A 19,570-nucleotide genomic window follows, 5' to 3' on the forward strand; every position below is an offset into this window, starting at 1 on the left:
AGAAGGCGAGGACTTGAGCATGGGATCCACTGCGCACCACGGTGGCGAGGGTGTCGGCCGCCGCGATCTGATCAAGCGGTCCGCGGCGCTCGGCCTGGTGGCCGCCCCCGGAATGGGTCTGCTCTCCGCCTGCGCGAGCAGCGGCGGCGACGGACAGGACAAGGCGAAGGCCGGCAAGAAGACCGCGAAGAACCCGCTCGGCGTCAACGACGGCGCGAAGATGGAGTTCGTCCTCTTCGACGGCGGCTTCGGCAAGGAGTACGCCCAGGACGCGGTGAAGATCTACCAGAAGGACTTCCCCAAGGCCACGGTGAAGTTCGCCGCCACCCAGAAGATCCAGTCCACCCTGCAGCCCCGCTTCAACCAGGGCAACCCGCCGGACCTCATCGACAACTCCGGTGCCGAGCAGATGGACATGGGCGTGCTCGTCGGCAAGAACCAGCTCGCCGACCTCACCCCGCTGCTGGACGCGCCGTCGTTCGACGACCCGGGCAAGAAGGTCCGCGACACGCTGCGCCCGGGCATCGTGGAGATGGGCCAGTTCGACGGCGACAAGGTCTGGATCCTGTACTACGCCTACACGGTGTACGGCGTCTGGTACTCGCAGAAGGCCCTGGACTCGCTCGACGAGAAGTACCCGGAGACCTGGGACGAGATGCTCAAGGTCTGCGAGAAGGCCAAGAAGAAGGGCATGGCGGGCTGGACGTACGCGGGCAAGTACCCGTACTACCTGCCCTTCTCGCTGTACCCGATGATCGGCAAGGTCGGCGGCCGCGAGGTGCTGGACGCCATCGACAACCTGGAGCCGAACGCCTGGAAGCACCCGGCCGTCAAGGCCTGCTTCGAGGCCTACTACGAGCTCTACAAGAAGGGCTACGTCCTCAGGGGCACCCCGGGCCTGGACCACATCCAGTCGCAGACGGCGTGGGCCAAGGGCAAGGCGCTGTTCATCCCGAACGGCTCCTGGGTGGAGAACGAGTCGGCCAACGTCATCCCGGCCGACTTCAACCTCGCGGTCTCCGCGCCCACCGGCCTCGACGGCTCCGACAAGATGCCGTTCGGCACCATCTGGGCCTCCGGCGGCGAGCCCTTCGTCGTGCCGGCCAAGGCGGCGAACTCCGAGGGCGGCATGGAGCAGCTGCGCATCATGCTCTCCGAGGCCTCCTCGAAGAACTTCACCGCCAAGGTGAAGTCGCTGACCGCCTTCAACGGCGGCACCGACGGCATCACCCTCACCCCGGGCCTGAAGTCGGGTGTGGCGGCGCTGGACAAGGCCGGAGCCAACGTGGTGAATCCGCGGCTGCAGGACTGGTACGTGCAGCTCCAGAAGGAGAAGATCGGTGTGGCCGGGCTCGGCGAGATGATGGCCGGCCGCCTCACCCCGGCGGAGGCCATCAAGAAGATCCAGGGCTTCGCCGACGAGGCCGCGAAGGACACGTCGATCAAGCACTACAAGCACCAGTAGGCCCGAAGTGAGGGCCCGTCACCAGCGGCAGCACCTGACCGGAGATCGGGGTCGGCAGTAATGCAGCACGGCAAGTACCGGTTCATCGTGGGGTTCCTCGCGGCACCCCTCGGGCTCTACGCGCTTTTCGTCGTATGGCCCTTCATCCAGTCCATCTACTATTCGTTCACGGACTGGACCGGACTGAGTCCCGAATTCAAGATGGTCGGCTTCGACAACTACCGGAGGATGTTCGACGACGACATCTTCTGGAAGTCGTTGCAGCACAGCCTGCTGTTCGCGCTGGTCCTGCCGCTGGTGACGATCGCTCTGGCGCTGTTCTTCGCCTTCATGATCAATGTGGGCGGACGGCGCCGGAGGGGCGGCCCGGTGATCTCCGGTGTCCGCGGCTCGGGGTTCTACAAAATCGTCTACTTCTTCCCGCAAGTGCTGTCGATCGCGATCGTCGCGCTGCTGTTCGCCTTCGCCTACAACCCGGACAGCGGCGCCATCAACTCCTTCCTGCGCGGAATCGGTCTGGACAGCGTGCAGCCCCTGTGGCTGGGCGATCCGGGCCTCGCCCTGTGGTGTGTGATGGCCGTGCTCGTGTGGTCCACGGTCGGCTTCTTCGTGGTGCTGTTCTCGGCGGGCATGGCGTCGATCCCGGCCGAGATGTACGAGGCGGCCCTGCTCGACGGGGCGAGCCGCTTCACCACGTTCTTCCGCATCACCCTGCCGCTGCTGTGGGACACGGTGCAGTCCGGCTGGGTCTACATGGGCATCCTCGCGCTCGGCGCCGAGTCCTTCGCGGTCGTCCAGATCATGACGACCGGGCCGGGCGGTCCCGACTACTCGACCACCGTGATGGTCCTGTACGTGTACCAGAAGGCGTTCCGGGACGGTCAGGCCGCCTACGCCACCACCATCGGCGTCGCCCTCCTCGTGGTCACGCTCGCCTTCGCGGCGGTCGTGATGCGGCTGGGCCGTCGCGAGCGGCTGGAGTACTGAAGCGATGAAGACGACCGAGACCCCCGCCCCGCTGCCGGCCGAGTCCGGCGCGACCGTATCGAAGGTCGACGTGGCGCCGGCGCGGCCGGCCGTGGAGAAGAGGGAGGGCTCCGTCCTCAACGTCTTCTCCCACGGCATGCTGGTCCTGTGGGCGATCATGGTGGTCCTGCCGCTGCTGTGGGCGGTGATGACGTCCTTCAAGGACGACGCCTCCATCTTCGGCTCGCCCTGGTCGCTGCCGGACCGGCTGCACTTCGACAACTGGTCGAGGGCCTGGACCCAGGCCAACATGAGCGACTACTTCCTGAACACGATCCTGGTGGTCGGCGGTTCGCTCGTCGGCACACTGGTGCTCGGTTCCATGGCGGCCTACGTCCTGGCCCGCTTCGACTTCCCCGGCAACCGCTTCATCTACTTCCTGTTCATCGGCGGCATGAGCTTCCCGATCATGCTGGCGCTGGTCCCGCTGTTCTACGTGGTGAACAACATGGGCCTGCTGAACACCATCCACGGCCTGATCCTGGTCTACATCGCGTACTCGCTGCCGTTCACGGTGTTCTTCCTGACCGCCTTCTTCCGCACGCTGCCCACCTCGGTGGCGGAAGCGGCCTTCGTGGACGGCGCCTCGCACACGCGTACGTTCTTCCAGATCATGCTGCCGATGGCCAAGCCGGGCCTGATCAGCGTCGGCATCTTCAACTTCCTCGGCCAGTGGAACCAGTACATGCTGCCCACGGTCCTCAACACCGACCCCGACAAGCGCGTCCTCACCCAGGGCCTGGTCCAGCTCGCGGTCAGCCAGGGCTACAAGGGCGACTGGTCCGGCCTGTTCGCCGGCCTGGTGATGGCGATGCTGCCGGTCCTGGCGGCGTACATCGTCTTCCAGCGCCAGGTGGTGGCGGGACTGACCGCGGGGGCCCTGAAGTAGCGGCAGCCCCGCCGACGGCCCGGGCGTCCCCCACGGGGCGCCCGGGCCCGTCCCTGTCCGCGACCGTCCCGACGGCTCCCGCGTCCGCCCGCCGGGCCCCGTCGCACCGGGCGGCCCGTGCCCGCCGCCGCCCCGCGTTCTTCGCACTCGCGATTCGCACCGCCGTCCCGAGCCCCGGTCCCGCTCCGGGGCACGGCCAGGTCACGGCGAGGTCTCCGCATTCCGCGGCTGAACGATGCGCCGGGACCCGCCCCGGCCGAGCACCGCCCGCTCCGGCCCCCTTCCGGGATGTCCGCCTCGGCGCCCTTCCGCCCTGCTCGCGGGTGGCCTGTACATGTCCCCGGGGTGTCCTGGGCGGAACGGTGAAAGCGAGAGCGATTTCCGTCAAGGACTTGACTCAAGTAACCCGTACAGCCGAGCTTGGAGTTCACAACTTGTAAGTGGCCCGGTTCCGCGGATGTGACCTGGGCCACGGGCGGCACTGGGGCCGCCCGGCCGATGGCGGGAGTGGATGGGTCGATGGAGACTCCGGGGTCGCAGTCGTCGCTGCACCGAGCCAACCTGGAGCGGGTCGTGCGGGCAGTACGGCTTGCCGGGTCGCTCACGCAGGCGGAGATCGCACGGACGACCGGCCTGTCCGCCGCGACGGTCTCGAACATCGTGCGGGAGCTGAAGGACGGCGGAACCGTCGAGGTCACGCCCACGTCTGCGGGCGGGCGGCGGGCCCGCAGCGTCTCGCTGAGCGGGGACGCCGGCATCGTGATCGGCGTGGACTTCGGGCACACGCACCTGCGCGTCGCGATCGGGAACCTCGCGCACCAGGTGCTGGCCGAGGAGTCCGAGCCGCTGGACGTGGACGCCTCCTCCTCGCAGGGCTTCGACCGGGCCGAGGAGCTGGTCAACCGGCTGATCGCGGCCACCGGCGTGGACCGGACCAAGGTGGCCGGCGTGGGGCTCGGTGTGCCCGGCCCGATCGACGTGGAGTCGGGGACCCTGGGGTCCACCGCGATCCTGCCGGGCTGGACCGGCACCAGGCCCGCCGAGGAGCTGCGCGAGCGGCTCGGCGTGCCCGTGCACGTGGACAACGACGCCAACCTCGGCGCGCTCGGCGAGCTGGTCTGGGGCAGCGGCAAGGGTGTCCGCGACCTGGCGTACATCAAGGTCGCCAGCGGTGTCGGCGCCGGTCTCGTGATCAACGGGAAGATCTATCGCGGCCCGGGCGGCACGGCTGGCGAAATAGGACATATTACACTCGACGAATCCGGCCCGGTCTGCCGATGCGGAAACCGTGGCTGCCTGGAGACCTTCACGGCCGCGCGCTACGTGCTTCCGTTGCTCCAGCCCAGCCACGGCACCGATCTGACCATGGAAGGCGTCGTTCGGCTGGCCAGGGACGGAGACCCGGGCTGTCGTCGGGTGATCGCCGACGTCGGCCGCCACATCGGCAGTGGAGTGGCCAATCTCTGCAATCTGCTGAACCCGAGCCGGGTGGTCCTCGGTGGTGATCTCGCCGAGGCCGGAGAGCTCGTTCTCGGGCCCATCAGGGAGTCCGTCGGCCGCTACGCGATCCCCAGCGCGGCGCGCCAACTGTCCGTTCTTCCCGGGGCACTTGGGGGCCGTGCGGAGGTGCTCGGAGCGCTCGCTCTCGCACTCAGCGAGATGGGCGATTCGACCCTTCTGGACGGATCTGTCGCGGGTGCGCTCGCGGCGGCCACCCCTGCCTTCACTTAGAGAACGGATGGCACCGTTGCCATCTCGTTAAGGATTTACTTCTTGACGTCGCACGTGTGGCCGAGTTGACTTCCAGCCACCTCGGCCGCAACGACGCGGCCTCGTCAGGGAGGTTTACAGAGTGAACACGCGTATGCGTCGTGCCGCCGTTGCCGTTGCCGCTGGTGCGATGGCCGTCTCGCTGGCCGCCTGTGGCAGTGCCAAGGAGTCCAAGGGAGACGACAGCTCTTCGGCGTCCGCCAAGAAGGGCGACAACATCAAGGTCGGTCTCCTGCTTCCGGAGAACAAGACCGCCCGCTACGAGAAGTTCGACAAGCCCCTGATCACGAAGAAGATCCAGGAGCTGACGAACAACAAGGCGGAGATCCAGTACAACAACGCCCGTCAGGACGCGAACCTGCAGGCCCAGCAGGTCGACACCATGATCACCAACAAGGTGGACGTGCTGATCGTCGACGCGGTCGACGCCAAGGCGATCCAGAACTCGGTCCAGAAGGCCAAGGACGCCGGCATCAAGGTCGTCGCGTACGACCGCCTGGCCGAGGGCCCGATCAGCGCCTACACCTCGTTCGACAACGAAGAGGTCGGCAAGACCCAGGGTGAGGCCCTGCTGAAGGCGCTGGGCAGCAAGGCCACCAAGTCCTCCAAGATCGTCATGGTCAACGGCTCGGTCACCGACCCGAACGCCGCCCAGTTCAAGAAGGGCGCGCACTCCGTCCTCGACGGCAAGGTCACCATCGCCAAGGAGTACGACACCAAGGAGTGGTCGCCGGACAACGCCAACTCCGAGATGGAGGCGGCGATCTCCTCGGTCGGCAAGGGCAAGATCGCGGGTGTCTACTCCGCCAACGACGGCATGGCCGGCGGTATCATCACCGCTCTGAAGGCCGCGGGCATCTCCGTCCCGGTCACCGGCCAGGACGCCGAGCTGGCCGGTGTGCAGCGCATCGTCTCCGGTGAGCAGTACATGAGCGTCTACAAGCCGTACGCCCCCGAGGCCGAGGCCGCCGCCGAGATGGCCGTCGCCCTCGCCAAGGGCGAGAGCCTGGACTCGGTCGCCAAGGACAAGGTCTCCTCCGGCTCCGTCAAGGACGTCCCCTCGGTGCTCGTCCCGGTCACCGCGCTGACCAAGGACAACATCAACGACACCGTCATCAAGGACGGCGTCTACACCGTCGCCGACATCTGCACGGGCAAGTACAAGTCCGCCTGCGACAAGCTCGGCCTGAAGTAAGCAGCACCTAAATCCAGTCCCCCGTACCGGCGTTCGGTCGAGAACGCCGGTACCGGGCCGGACCGGGTGCTCCCAGGCTCCTCCGGTGCCCCGCGTATTCACGCAGCCCCGCAAGCTCGGCGCGGGGCGCCGGACGGAACTACCCCCCAAACTCTTCTGCACAACCTCCCGCCGGGTCAGGCGGCGAAGGAGATGGTTCACGTGTCCGCTACGCCCGTGCTGGCGTTGCGCGGGGTCTCCAAGCGGTTCGGTGCCGTTCAGGCGCTCACCGACGTAGAGCTTGAGGTCCACGCCGGTGAGGTTGTCGCCCTGGTGGGCGACAACGGCGCCGGAAAGTCCACGCTGGTCAAGACGATCGCCGGCGTGCACCCCATCGATGAGGGCGCCATCGAGTGGGCCGGCAAGCCCGTGTCGATCAGCCGGCCGCACGACGCCCAGGCCCTGGGCATCGCGACGGTCTACCAGGACCTCGCGCTGTGCGACAACATCGACGTCGTCGGCAACCTCTTCCTCGGCCGCGAGCTGAAGAAGTTCGGCGTCCTGGACGAGGTCGAGATGGAGCGCCGCGCCCGCGAGCTGCTCACCACGCTGTCGATCCGCATCCCCAGCGTCCGTATCCCGATCGCCTCGCTCTCCGGCGGTCAGCGCCAGACCGTGGCCATCGCCCGTTCGATGCTCGGTGACCCCAAGCTCGTCATCCTCGACGAGCCCACCGCCGCCCTCGGCGTCGAGCAGACCGCCCAGGTCCTCGACCTCGTGGAGCGTCTGCGCGAGCGTGGTCACGCCGTCATCCTCATCAGCCACAACATGGCGGACGTGAAGGCGGTGGCCGACAAGGTCGCCGTCCTGCGCCTCGGCCGCAACAACGGCGTCTTCGAGGTCAAGACGACCTCGCAGGAGGAGATCATCTCCGCCATCACCGGCGCCACCGACAACGCCGTGACCCGCCGTGCGGCGCGCACGAACGGGGAGGTTTCCAAGTGAGCGTCGACAAGACCTCCGCGAACGTCGACAAGACGCCCGAGCCCGGCAAGCACGCGCCCGTCGTGAACCCCGAGGCCGCCTCCGCCGCGGTCACCGCGGTCGATCCCCGGCTGCTGGTGCGCGAGCAGGGCCTGCTCGGCTACTGGACCGAGTTCAAGCGGAAGATGAAGGCCGGTGAGCTGGGTTCCCTCCCGGTGATCCTGGGCCTCGCGATCATCTGCATCATCTTCCAGGTCCTGAACTCCGAGTTCCTCTCCGCGCAGAACATCAGCAACATCACGGTCACGATGGTCGGCACGGGCATGATCTCCGTCGGCATCGTCTTCGTGCTGCTGCTCGGTGAGATCGACCTGTCGGTCGGCTCGGTCAGCGGCGCGGCCAGCGCCCTCGCGGCCGTCCTCACGGTCAACCAGGGCTGGCCCGAGTGGGTGGCCGTCCTGGTCGCCGTCGCCGTCGGTGCCGCCATCGGCTCGCTGCACGGCTTCTTCTTCGCGGTGCTCGGCGCCCCCGCCTTCGCCGTCACCCTGGCCGGTCTGCTGTTCTGGCTCGGCTTCATGCTGAAGGTGCTGGGCGAGGACGGCACGATCAACCTCGACAGCGACGGTCTGATCGGCAAGCTGACCACGTACACCTTCACCGACCTGGCCGCCGCCTACGGTCTGGCCGCCGTCGTGGTCGTGCTGTTCTTCGTCAGCTCCTTCCTCGGCAACCGGCGCCGCGAGGCCGCGGGCGTCCCGTCCCGGCCGCTCAGCGACACGGTCCTGCGCACCGTCCTGCTGGCCGTGGTCTCCTTCGCCGCGGCGTACATGTACAACCAGTACAAGGGCCTGCCGCTGGCCACGGTGATCTTCCTCGCCTTCCTGGTCGGCACGGACTTCCTGCTGCGCCGCACCTCCTACGGCCGCAAGATCTTCGCGCTCGGTGGCAGCGTCGAGGCCTCCCGGCGTGCGGGCATCAACGTCACCGCGGTGCGGATCTCCGTGTTCGCCATCTCCGGCGGGTTCGCCGCGATCGGCGGTCTGTTCCTGGCCTCCAAGATCGCCTCCGCCAACCAGAGCGCCGGCACCGGCGACCTGCTGATGAACGCGATCGCCGCGGCCGTCATCGGCGGCACCTCGCTCTTCGGTGGCCGCGGCCGCACCTGGAACGCCCTGCTGGGTGTGCTGGTGATCGTGTCCATCCAGTACGGTCTCCAGCTGGAGTCCATCGCCGAGCCGGTGAAGTACATGATCACCGCGGCGGTGCTGCTGACCACCGTGGTCATCGACTCCGTCACCCGCAAGACCCAGAAGACCGCGGGCCGCGCGTAGCGTCCCGGGTCGAAACAGTGCCCGGCACCGGAAGGTGCCGGGCACTGTCGTGTCCCGCAAACCCGGAACATTAGACTCGACAAGCCCGGCAACAGCTCGATCAGCTCTACTGCAAGGAGGCACGGGTGCCGCTGCTGACCCGCATCAGGGGACCGCGCGATCTGGACCGGCTCAGCCTGGAGGAGCTGGACCAGCTGGCAGAGGAGATCCGGACCTTCCTGGTCGACGCCGTCTCCAAGACCGGCGGCCACCTCGGCCCCAACCTGGGCGTGGTCGAGCTCACCATCGCCCTGCACCGCGTCTTCCACTCCCCGAAGGACAAGGTCCTGTGGGACACCGGACACCAGTCCTACGTCCACAAGCTGCTCACCGGCCGGCAGGACTTCTCCCGGCTGAAGATGAAGGGCGGCCTGTCCGGCTACCCCGCGCAGGCCGAGTCCGAGCACGACGTCATCGAGAACAGCCACGCCTCCACGGTGCTCGGCTGGGCGGACGGCATCGCCAAGGGCAACCAGCTCAAGAAGCGGGACAGCCACGTCGTCGCCGTCATCGGTGACGGGGCGCTGACCGGCGGCATGGCCTGGGAGGCGCTGAACAACATCGCCGAGGCCAAGGACCGCCCGCTGGTCATCGTCGTCAACGACAACGAGCGCTCCTACGCGCCGACCATCGGCGGCCTCGCCAACCACCTGGCGACCCTGCGCACGACCGACGGCTACGAGCGCTTCCTCGCCCGGACGAAGGACATCCTCGACCGCACCCCGGTCGTCGGCAAGCCGCTGTACGAGACCCTGCACGGCGCCAAGAAGGGGCTGAAGGACTTCATCGCCCCGCAGGGCATGTTCGAGGACCTGGGCCTGAAGTACGTCGGCCCGATCAACGGGCACGACATCGAGGCCCTGGAGTCGGCGCTGGCCCGGGCCAAGCGGTTCGGCGGCCCCGTCATCGTGCACTGCCTGACCGAGAAGGGCCGCGGCTACCAGCCCGCGCTGCAGGACGAGGCCGACCGTTTCCACGCCGTCGGCAAGATCCACCCCGACACCGGTCTGCCGATCGCCAGCTCCGGCGCCGACTGGACCTCCGTCTTCGGCGACGAGATGGTCAAGCTCGGCGAGGAGCGCGAGGACGTCGTCGCCATCACGGCGGCCATGCTCCAGCCGGTCGGCCTGGACAGGTTCGCCAAGCGCTTCCCCGACCGCGTCTACGACGTCGGCATCGCCGAGCAGCACGGAGCCGTGTCGGCGGCGGGCCTGGCCCACGCCGGCGTCCACCCGGTCTTCGCCGTCTACGCCACCTTCCTCAACCGCGCCTTCGACCAGGTCCTCATGGACGTGGCCCTGCACAAGTGCGGGGTGACCTTCGTCCTGGACCGGGCCGGTGTCACCGGCACCGACGGCGCCTCCCACAACGGCATGTGGGACATGTCGATCCTCCAGGTCGTGCCGGGCCTGCGGCTGGCCGCCCCGCGCGACGCCGACCAGGTCCGGGCGCAGCTCCGCGAGGCGGTCGCCGTCGATGACGCGCCGACCGTGGTCCGCTTCTCCAAGGGCGCCGTCGGCCCCGCAGTACCGGCCGTGGGCCGGGTCGGCGGCATGGACGTGCTGCGCGAGCCCGGCACCGACCGCCCGGACGTGCTGCTGGTCTCCGTGGGCGCCCTCGCGCCGATGTGCCTGGAGATCGCCGGCCTGCTCGAGCGGCAGGGCATCTCCACCACCGTGGTCGACCCGCGCTGGGTCAAGCCCGTCGACGAGGCCATGGCCCCGCTCGCCGAGCGGCACCGGGTCGTCGTCACCGTCGAGGACAACAGCCGCGTCGGCGGTGTCGGCTCCGCGATCGCCCAGGCCCTGCGCGACGCCGGCGTGGACGTGCCGCTGCGCGACTTCGGCATCCCGCCGCGCTTCCTCGACCACGCCTCCCGCGCCGAGGTCATGACCGAGATCGGGCTGACCGCGCCCGACATCGCCCGCCAGGTCACCGGTCTGGTCTCCAAGCTGGACGGCCGGTTCGACCGTACGGCGGCGGAGGTCGACTCCGTCCAGCCGGCGCGCGACTAGGAGAAAGCGGCTTCAGGGCCGGTTCCGCCCCCGTTCCCCGGTGGCGGAACCGGCCCTTCTGCGTGAACCTGCCTGTGCCGGGGCATACGCACACCCGGCCCTCTCGATCATGTCGAGGACGACAAGCGTGGGAGGTAGGCACGTGAGCAGCGCGCTCTTCAGGACGAAGAACGTCGAACAGTCCATCCGGGACACCGAGGAACCCGAGCATTCACTCAAGAAGTCCCTCTCCGCCCTCGATCTGACCGTCTTCGGTGTGGGTGTCATCATCGGCACCGGCATCTTCGTCCTCACCGGACAGGTGGCCAAGAACAACGCCGGTCCCGCGGTGTCCCTGGCCTTCGTCGCGGCCGGCGTGGTCTGCGCGCTCGCCGCGCTCTGCTACGCGGAGTTCGCCTCCACGGTCCCCGTGGCGGGCTCCGCGTACACCTTCTCGTACGCCTCCCTCGGTGAACTGCCCGCCTGGATCATCGGCTGGGACCTCGTCCTGGAGTTCGCCCTCGGTACGGCGGTGGTGGCCGTCGGCTGGTCGGGCTACATCCGCTCGCTGCTCGACAACGCGGGCTGGCACCTGCCGGACTACCTGGCCGGCCGGGACGGGGCCTCCGGGTTCGGCTTCGACATCCTCGCCGCGGCGCTCGTCCTGGTGCTCACCTGCATCCTCGTGCTCGGCATGAAGCTGTCCGCCCGGATCACCTCGGTCGTGGTCGCGATCAAGGTCGCCGTCGTCCTCATCGTGATCATCGCCGGTGCCTTCTTCATCCGCGGTGAGAACTACAAGCCGTTCATCCCGCACCCGGAGCCGGTGTCGGCCGGCGGCAATCTCAAGGCCCCGCTCATCCAGCTCATGTTCGGCTGGGCGCCCGCCAACTTCGGTGTGATGGGCATCTTCACCGCCGCCTCGGTGGTGTTCTTCGCGTTCATCGGCTTCGACATCGTCGCCACGGCCGCCGAGGAGACCCGCAACCCGCAGCGGGACATGCCGCGCGGCATCCTCGGCTCGCTGCTCATCTGCACCGTGCTCTACGTCGCCGTCTCCGTCGTCGTCACCGGCATGGAGAAGTACACCCGGCTGTCGGTGGAGGCCCCGCTGGCCGACGCCTTCAAGGCCATCGGACATCCCTGGTACGCGGGCGTGATCAGCTTCGGCGCCGCCGTCGGCCTGACGACCGTCTGCATGATCCTGCTGCTCGGACAGACCCGGGTGTTCTTCGCGATGAGCCGTGACGGCCTGCTGCCGCGCTTCTTCTCCCGCGTCCACCCGCGCTTCAAGACCCCGCACCGGCCGACCATCCTGCTCGGCGTGATCATCGCGATCGTGGCCGGGTTCACCAGCCTGAGCGAGCTGGCCGAACTGGTGAACATCGGCACGCTGTTCGCGTTCGTCGTCGTCGCGATCAGTGTCATCATCCTGCGCAGGACGCGCCCGGACCTGCCCCGCGCGTTCCGCACCCCCTGGGTCCCGGTGGTCCCGATCGTGTCCGTGTGCGCCACGCTGTGGCTGATGCTCAACCTGCCCGCCGAGACCTGGCTGCGCTTCGCCATCTGGATGGTCATCGGCATCGCGGTCTACCTCCTCTACGGCCGCAAGCACAGCCTGCTCGCCCTGCGGGAGAAGGCCCCGGCCGGTGAGGTGCCGGGAGCGCCGCCCGGAAAGAAGCAGTAAGCAGCCGACCGCTCCCTTCGGCCCCGTATGTTCCGCTTCGCCGGAACCGCGGGGCCGGATAACGTGCTGTGCGTGCTGCCCATGCTCGCCGCCCAGTCCAGCTCCGCACGGCCCGCGATCACCCGGACGGCGTACTGGATACGGCTGCTCCCGGCCCTGGCGGCGCTGGCCTGTGTCACCCGGGTGCCGTCCTTCGTCCGCCCGCTGTGGAACCCCGACGAGGGCTATCTGGCCGTCCAGGCGGGCCTCCTCGCGCACGGTGGCCGGCTGTACGAGACGGTCGTGGACCGTAAGCCGCCGCTGCTGCCCTGGCTGTACGAGGCCGCCTTCGCGGTCTGCGGCTCCGGCTCGCTCACCCCGCTCCGGGTGCTGGCGGTCGTCGCGCAACTGCTCACCGCGGCCCTGCTGGCCTCCGTGGCCCGGCGCCGCTGGGGCGACACCGCCGGACGCACCGCCGGGGTGCTGTACCTGCTGGTGTCGGTCGGACTCAACCCGGAGGACGCGCAGGCCGCCACCTTCGAGGTGTTCATACTGCCCGGCACCGCGGCCGCCCTGTGGTGCGCGGACCGCGGCCGCTGGGGCGCGGCCGGTACCGCCGTCGCCTGCGCCTTCCTCACCAAGCAGACGGGCGGCGCGGTACTGCTGCCGGTCGCCTGGCTGCTGTACCGGCGGGGCGGGGCGCGGGCGGGGGCCGCCGTCCGGGTGGGCGGTGCGGTGCGAACGGGGCCGGTGCTGGCGGGAGCCGTACGGCTCGCGGCCGGTTTCGCGCTGCCCGTCCTGGGCGCCGCCCTCGCCACCGACCCCGCCGGGTTCCTGTTCTGGACGGTCACCGGATCCGCCGCCTACGCCTCCTTCACCGGCTCGGAACTGCTCGTCCTCGGCCGGGGGCTGGCCAACGCCGCGATCCTGACCGTGGCCTGCGCGGGCCTGATCCCACCGGTGCTACGGGTGCTGCGCGCCGCCCGCGCCGCCCGCGCCGCCGGCACCGTCCGAGCGCGGGGGGCCGTGGGGACGATGGGGCCCGACCTGTGGCTCTGGCTGGCCTCCTCGGCCGGCGCGGTCGTCCTGGGCTTCCACTTCTTCGGGCACTACTACCTGCAACTCCTCCCGCCCGCCGCCCTGCTGGCCACGGCGGCACTCCGGCTCCTGCCCCGCGCCCGTCCGACGTCCGCCGTCCTCACCTCGGCCTGCTGCTGCGCCCTGTTCCTCACCTGGGGCCTGCTCGCCCCGCGCCCCGAACTCGCCCACGCCCAGCGCCTCGCCGCCGCACTCGCCCACCGCACGGCACCCGCCGACCGGGTCCTGGTGTGGGGCATGCACCCCGAGACGTACTGGCTGGCGGACCGCACCCCGGCCAGCCGCTTCCTCACGGCGGGCCTGCTCACCAACTACAGCGGCGGCCGCGACGGCCCCCGGGTCGGCGAGAAGTACGCGGTCCCGGGCGCCTGGCCCGTCTTCCGCGCGGAGCTGGCCGCGCGGGCGCCGGTCCTGGTGGTCGACGACTCGAGGGGCAAGCCGTACCGCCCCGAGCGCGTCCCCAGCCTGCGCCGGCTGCTGAACGGGCGGTACGAGGAGGTGGGCCGGGTCGACGGAGCGGTGCTCTACGCCCGGATCCCGGGTCACTGAGAGGGAGTTGACCCGAGCCGGGCGGAGTCCCCCCTGCTATGCTCGGGACGGTCATTTGAACACGTTCAAATAATGCGAACCAGGGGGATCACATGTCTGCGCCGATCACGCCGGACCCGACCGACACGCCCGCCGTCGCCCTCGGCCCCACCGCGCTTGTCCTCGGGGCCATCGCCGCGCCGGGTGTCTGGCCCGGCCTCATGTTCGCCGTGATGCCGTGGTCGTGGCTGGCCGGCGCCCTCGCCGTCACCTTCGGCCTCGCGGGCATCCACTACGCCCGCCGGGGCATCGGCCGCATGTGGCCCGCCGTGACCGGAACGGTCCTCGGCACCCTCGGCCTGGCCGGCTTCTTCGTCCTGATGGCGGCGTTCTCGGGCTGACGGCGTCCTCGGGCGGCGTCGCGCGCACGCCCGGCCACGCCTCGACGGCTCGGCGCTCAGCCGAGCACCGCGCGCGGGCCGGTCACCTCCGCGCCCAGCCCGGTCACCCGGCGCCGCAGTTCACGGTCGGCCGTGACCACCAGACGGCGCCGGCCGGCGTACTCGGCGGCCAGCTCGACGATGCGGTCGTCCCCGCTGCCGGGCGCCGACTCCACCCGTACCCCCGGCACGGACTCCACCCCGCGAGCAGCGCCCTCGACCACGAGCACGATCTCCACGGCGCCGTCATGCCCCGGCAGCCCCTCGGCGGCCAGCCGGTCCCGCAGCCGCCCGGCGGCGCCCCGGCGGTCCCGCCACCAGCCGTCCGGCCGCGACCCGACGACGTTCGCGCCGTCGACGATCAGCAGGAGCGGGGTCTGGTCCGCCGGGTCCGTGGCGCCCGCCGTGTCCGTCATGGAGCCTCGGTCCGTTCGTCGCGTTCGTGACGGGTTCAGTCTGGCACGGGGGTGTCCGCCCAGGCGCGGGTGATCCCGGCGACCGCGTCGGCCGCGCGCGCCGTGGCCCGTCCGCCGGCGCGTACCTCGGGAGAGAACTCGACGTGCAGAAAGGACACGTCCTCGGCGTCGGCGACCCGGCCCTGAAGGTTCGTCCGGCCCTCCAGCGGGCAGGACCGCACCCACGCCCGGCACACCCGGAAGTCCCGGCCGCGCAGGCGGTCGGCCAGTTCCCGGCCCTCCTGCCGGCCCTCCGACCCGGCGCCGGTGGAGGCGATGACGTCGTAACCGGGCGCCGAGGAGGCGGCGAAACCGTGCAGCTGGATCCCCGGCATCCCGCGGCGGGCCAGCTCTGCGCAGATGGCGTGGAACACCGTGTCCCGGCGGTGCGCCACATCGGCGGAGTCGTCGGATCCGGATTTGCGATGCGCACCGGCGATCACCAGGACTCCGCCGGGGGAGCCGCGCAGCACCCGTACCCCCAGCTGTTCGGTGCCGCGGTCGGAAACAGGGTGCGGCACCTGGACGGACCAGCTCGGACGGTGCTCCAGATCGACGTAGACCCGGCCCCAGCCGCGCGGCGTCACGGCGGTGTCGGTGCGGTCGGCCACCTCGGCGTAGCGGTGCCCAAAGGCGCGGTCGACGAGGGTGCGTACCGTGAAGTCACGCTGCGCGAGGCGTCGTTCCGCGCGATCGCGGTGGCCGTCGAGCAGCAGGCCGATCGCCTCGGCGATGTCCTCGCGGTCGGCTCTGCCGGGAGGCAGAAAGGCCTGGTCGGGACCGAAGCGGCCGGTGTAGTCGGCCACCGACCGTGCCAGATCGACCCGCTCGCCACCGCCTTGAGCGGGCCGGCCGGCCGCGCCCGGGGGGCGCAGCAGCGCCGTCAGGCCTCCGGCGAGAGCGGCGACGGCCAGCAGTATTGTTGCGATCGTTATGACCCGGGTGCGAGGGGCTTTCATGGTTGTATCAAGATATCCCGGTGAAAAGACGCCGTAGTCGGACCCCGCTGTCCCTGCTGACCCCGCTCTGCCTGCTCGCCGCCGTCTCCGGCTGTGGGCTCCTGTCGGACGACGACACGGCCCAGGGCGGCGGACGCTCCTTCACCGTCGCGGCCGGCGGGGACATCCTGATGCACCCCGAGCTGGTCGAGCAGGCGCGCAAGGACGCCAAGCGCACCGGCAAGGGCGTGAACGGGCTGGACTTCGGACCGATGATGGCCGGCATCGAGCCGGTGATCAGCAAGGCCGACCTGGCGATCTGCCACTTCGAGCCGGTGATGGGCCCGGCGAACGGCCCGTTCGAGGGCTTCCCGGACTTCCAGGTGCCGCCGCAGACCGCGAAGACGATCAAGAAGCTCGGTTACGACACCTGCTCCACCGCCTCCAACCACAGCCTCGACCACGGCTACGACGGTGTGAAGCGCACCCTGGACGCGCTCGACGCCGCCGGGGTGAAGCACACCGGCTCCTCCCGGACCCGGAAGGAGGCGCTGAGCCCGCTCGTCATGGACGTCAAGGGCGTCAAGGTCGCGCAGATCTCCTTCAGCTACGGCTTCAACGAGCCGCACACGCTGCCGAAGGACAAGCCCTGGCTGGCCAACCTGCAGGACCTGGGCCGGATCAAGGCCGCCGAGCGGCGGGCCCGCGCGGCCGGCGCCGAGGTGGTGATCCTCTCCCTGCACTGGGGCCGTGAGCACCACCCGGAACCGTCGGCCTCGCAGATCTCCTTCGCCCGGCAGATCGCCCGCGACACCGGCATCAACCTGGTCATCGGCCACCACGCGCACGTCGTGGAGCCGATGGAGAAGGTCGACGGGACCTGGATCACCTACGGCCTCGGCAACCAGATCGCCCGGCATCAGGTGCCGACCGGGCTGACGGAGGAGGGGGTGATCGCCTGGTTCACCTTCACCGAGCACGGCAAGGGCCACTGGGACGTCCGGCCCCGCTTCGAGCCGACGATGCTCACCATCCCGCCGGACGCCGAGAACGTCCGGGACGGGGGCACCGCCGCCTACGGCGAGGACGACGTGCGGGACTACCGTCTGCTGGACGTGCCCGCCGCGCTCCGCGACGACCACGACCTCACGGACAGGCAGCGCTCACGGCTGCGGTTGGCCTTCGAGCGGACCGAGGGAACGCTGCTGAACCGGGGCGCGGCCGCGGACGGTCTGCGGCCGCTGACGAGCCTGCCCGGGTAGCAGCACGACTCATGAACAGTGACTGAAGGAGTCATGACCATCAGTCGAACACGAACCGGATTTGTCTGTTCCTGTCCGACACTTGTGCGATGTTGCGCAGATCACGCCACACTCACTGCAACTTCACTTGCCCTTTACATGTCTGATTTCCGGGCGCGCCTTACCGTCGGCACGCCCGGAACCGTATGCGTGAGAGGACTGTCCCCTTGGCGTCATCGCCCCCGGCGCGGCATCACCGAGCCCGCCGTCGAGCCGATATGTCGCTCATCGGCGGGATCCGCCCGCCGATCGCGGTCCTCTCGGCGCTCCTGCTGGCACTCGCGGCCCTCACGGCGCTCGTGCTCGGCGACGCCGACGACGCCGGGGTACCGAAGGCGGTCCTGACCTCGCAGCAGCACTTCGCCGAGGACGGCGCCATCGCCCTGCGCGCCTCCATCGACGAGTCCGTGACCGACGTCACCCGCTCCGCCGCGCTGTTCAGCGCCGGGCAGCCGGTCTCCGGCGATGCCGTACTCGACAAACTCGGCAGCACCTACCAGAAGTGGATGGGCACCGCGGTCGTCGAGATCCGCACCGGCAAGCTGCTCGCGGCCCGCGGCGAGACGGTGCCGCTCACCGATGTGGACACCTCCTCCCTCAGCGGCGAGAACGGACTGGCGCCGCGCATGGTCCGGCTGAAGAACGGTGAGGTGCGGCTGCTCTCCTTCGGGCTGCTGAACTGGCCCGGCAAGCCACAGCTGCTCCTGGTGGCCTCCAGGAACCTGAAGTTCCCCGGCATCAGCCTCGGCCAGTTCCGCTCCATCGCCGTGGCCGACGCGAGCGGCGCGATCCTCAGCAGCGACGGCATCGCCGAACCCGAGTCGGCGCACAACCGCATCGACCGCAAGGACATCAAGGACTCCCGCAAGCAGCTGGCGGACTTCGCCCGGCAGTCGGCCGGCGAGGCGCGGCAGGACCCGCGCAGCAGCAAGGAGCCCGGCAGCGGCGGCTACCAGGGTGTCAGCGGCAGCCTGCTCGGCGGCATGCTGCTCAGTGACCGGTCCGTCGCCGGATACGCCACGCTCGCCCCGCCGTCGCCCGGCGAGACCACCACCGCCTCCGGGCTCGGGCTGTCCGTGATCGCCATGGTCAAGGTGACCGAGGAGTCCGCCCGTGTCCACTCCCCGGTCTTCGGCCTGCTCGCGGGCGGCTCACTGCTCGTCATCGGCGCACTGGCCGTGGCGGTACTGCTGGGCACCGTGCAGCGCCCGCTCATCCGGCTCTTCCTGGAGTCCCGCCGGCTCACCCGCGGCGATCTGAACCGGCCCGTCACCGTCCCCGGCTACGGCGAGGCGCACCGGATCGGAGCCGCCCTCGAGCGGCTGCGCCGGCAGCTGCTCGGGGAGGGCACCGGCACCACCGGCCCCGAACCGCGCCCGCGCGGAGTGCGCCGGATCGGCACCCGGGCCCTCCTCACCGGCTGCGCGGTGCTGCTGCTGGCCTGGTCCGCACCGCTGATGCTGCTGGTCAACCGCGCCGACCGCACCGCCGAGGTGCCCCGCCAGCTCGTCAACGACCAGCGCGAACGCACCGACACCCTCAGCGACCGGGTACGCCGCGCGCTCAACGAGGGCGACGCCGACCTCCAGTCGGTGGCCTCCCTCATCGGCGACCGCACCACGCCCGAGGACATGGAAAGGGTTCTGGAGCGCACCTACAACGAGAACCAGCGCTACCGCTCCCTCTACGTCGTCGACTCCGACGGCGCCATACAGGCGCGCGAGGGCAAGAAACCCCAGGTCACCCAGTCCAAGCGGGTCTCCAGCACGCCGCTGCGACTGATGGGTCACGGCGGCAGACAGCCCGTGGTCGTCGCCGCCGCCGAGATCCCCGGCCGCGCGGGAGCCGAACTCGTGGGCGAGTTCCGCGTCCCGTTCCTCAACGCGCTGCTGACCCGGCCCGGCCTCGGCGTGGTCCGGCTCGTGGACGACCGGGGCCAGGTCATCGCCGGCAACACCGGCTTCCTCGCCTTCCAGTCGCTGCCCGACGGCCACCTGCGGGACCTCGCCGCGGCGAGCGCCCAGCGGCTCGGCAAGAAGCCCCGGCCGAGCGGCGTGCTCTACCGCGAGAACGGCGTACGGATCGCCGCCGCCGCGCCGTTCTCCGGCAGCGGAGCCGCCGAACCGCTCGGCTGGAGCGTGGTCAGCTGGCAGCCGGTCGACCGTCTCGCCATCCCGCAGTACGAGGCCCAGAACCGCACCGTGCTCGCCGGGCTGCTCGGCGCCGCCGCGGCCGTCGCCTGCCTGGGCTGGCTGCACATCGTCGTCGCCCGGCCGCTGCGCACCCTGGCCGACCGGGCCGAGGCGCTGGCCGACGGCGACCGCAAGACCGTGCTCTTCCCGCAGCACCACGACGAGGTCGGCGCCGTCACCCGGTCCCTCGAACTCGTCCGCCAGCAGCTGCAGGACCAGCGGCGGCAGCAGCCCCGCCGCACCCCGCCCCAGTCTCAGCAGTACACAAGGAACTGATCAC

The 19,570-nt window shown here is 70.1% G+C and carries 15 protein-coding genes; 13 read left to right on the forward strand and 2 right to left on the reverse strand.

The features are described from left to right. Positions 1-19: 19 nt before the first annotated feature. The 11 genes from ngcE to ABZ478_RS28190 all read left to right on the forward strand — a co-directional run bounded on the left by ngcE (position 20) and on the right by ABZ478_RS28190 (position 14,365). On the forward strand, positions 20-1,465 hold the full coding sequence (gene ngcE / locus ABZ478_RS28140; protein WP_359553512.1) for an N-acetylglucosamine/diacetylchitobiose ABC transporter substrate-binding protein: 1,446 nt from the start codon (positions 20-22) through the stop codon (positions 1,463-1,465). Positions 1,466-1,525: 60 nt separating this feature from the next. After that, a complete protein-coding gene (locus ABZ478_RS28145) occupies positions 1,526-2,452 on the forward strand; it encodes a sugar ABC transporter permease (RefSeq protein WP_359553514.1) in 927 nt (308 codons plus the stop codon). Between the two features lie 4 nt (positions 2,453-2,456). After that, positions 2,457-3,380, forward strand: a complete 924-nt coding sequence (locus tag ABZ478_RS28150; RefSeq protein WP_359553515.1) for a carbohydrate ABC transporter permease — start codon at positions 2,457-2,459, stop codon at positions 3,378-3,380. Between the two features lie 519 nt (positions 3,381-3,899). Beyond that, a complete protein-coding gene (locus ABZ478_RS28155) occupies positions 3,900-5,111 on the forward strand; it encodes an ROK family transcriptional regulator (RefSeq protein WP_359553517.1) in 1,212 nt (403 codons plus the stop codon). A gap of 133 nt (positions 5,112-5,244) precedes the next feature. After that, a complete protein-coding gene (locus tag ABZ478_RS28160) occupies positions 5,245-6,345 on the forward strand; it encodes a substrate-binding domain-containing protein (protein WP_359553550.1) in 1,101 nt (366 codons plus the stop codon). Positions 6,346-6,537: 192 nt separating this feature from the next. After that, positions 6,538-7,329, forward strand: a complete 792-nt coding sequence (locus tag ABZ478_RS28165; RefSeq protein WP_199212467.1) for an ATP-binding cassette domain-containing protein — start codon at positions 6,538-6,540, stop codon at positions 7,327-7,329. Continuing rightward, the gene (locus ABZ478_RS28170) at positions 7,326-8,639 is read left to right on the forward strand and encodes a sugar ABC transporter permease (protein ID WP_359553519.1); all 1,314 of its coding nucleotides are present in this window, start codon (positions 7,326-7,328) and stop codon (positions 8,637-8,639) included. Before ABZ478_RS28165 ends, ABZ478_RS28170 begins: the two co-directional genes overlap by 4 nt. A 125-nt stretch (positions 8,640-8,764) precedes the next feature. Then, complete coding sequence (dxs, locus tag ABZ478_RS28175; protein ID WP_359553520.1) at positions 8,765-10,693, forward strand: 1-deoxy-D-xylulose-5-phosphate synthase; 1,929 nt, start codon at positions 8,765-8,767, stop codon at positions 10,691-10,693. Positions 10,694-10,835: 142 nt separating this feature from the next. After that, positions 10,836-12,359 carry an amino acid permease gene (locus ABZ478_RS28180; protein WP_359553521.1) on the forward strand — a complete coding sequence of 508 codons (1,524 nt, stop codon included), beginning with the start codon at positions 10,836-10,838 and terminating at the stop codon, positions 12,357-12,359. A gap of 81 nt (positions 12,360-12,440) precedes the next feature. Further along, positions 12,441-13,985: a glycosyltransferase family 39 protein gene (locus ABZ478_RS28185; protein WP_359553552.1), complete on the forward strand. Its 1,545-nt coding sequence runs from the start codon at positions 12,441-12,443 to the stop codon at positions 13,983-13,985. Between the two features lie 92 nt (positions 13,986-14,077). Further along, positions 14,078-14,365: a hypothetical protein gene (locus ABZ478_RS28190; protein ID WP_359553522.1), complete on the forward strand. Its 288-nt coding sequence runs from the start codon at positions 14,078-14,080 to the stop codon at positions 14,363-14,365. 56 nt (positions 14,366-14,421) lie between these two features. On the opposite strand, the gene ABZ478_RS28195 is transcribed toward ABZ478_RS28190, so the two are convergent. Together ABZ478_RS28195 and ABZ478_RS28200 are read right to left on the reverse strand one after the other, a co-directional pair. Next, a complete protein-coding gene (locus ABZ478_RS28195; protein ID WP_359553523.1) occupies positions 14,422-14,820 on the reverse strand; it encodes an NTP pyrophosphohydrolase in 399 nt (132 codons plus the stop codon). Between the two features lie 35 nt (positions 14,821-14,855). Further along, the gene (locus ABZ478_RS28200) at positions 14,856-15,818 is read right to left on the reverse strand and encodes a hypothetical protein (RefSeq protein WP_359553525.1); all 963 of its coding nucleotides are present in this window, start codon (positions 15,816-15,818) and stop codon (positions 14,856-14,858) included. Positions 15,819-15,838: 20 nt separating this feature from the next. Between ABZ478_RS28200 and ABZ478_RS28205 the strand changes: the two genes are divergently transcribed. Together ABZ478_RS28205 and ABZ478_RS28210 are read left to right on the forward strand one after the other, a co-directional pair. Continuing rightward, the gene (locus ABZ478_RS28205) at positions 15,839-17,059 is read left to right on the forward strand and encodes a CapA family protein (protein ID WP_359553526.1); all 1,221 of its coding nucleotides are present in this window, start codon (positions 15,839-15,841) and stop codon (positions 17,057-17,059) included. A gap of 257 nt (positions 17,060-17,316) precedes the next feature. After that, positions 17,317-19,566, forward strand: a complete 2,250-nt coding sequence (locus ABZ478_RS28210; protein ID WP_359553527.1) for a HAMP domain-containing protein — start codon at positions 17,317-17,319, stop codon at positions 19,564-19,566. Positions 19,567-19,570 lie beyond the last annotated feature (4 nt).

This window comes from Streptomyces sp. NPDC005706 (assembly GCF_040631045.1).
In the GTDB taxonomy this organism is placed as follows: Bacteria; Actinomycetota; Actinomycetes; order Streptomycetales; family Streptomycetaceae; genus Streptomyces.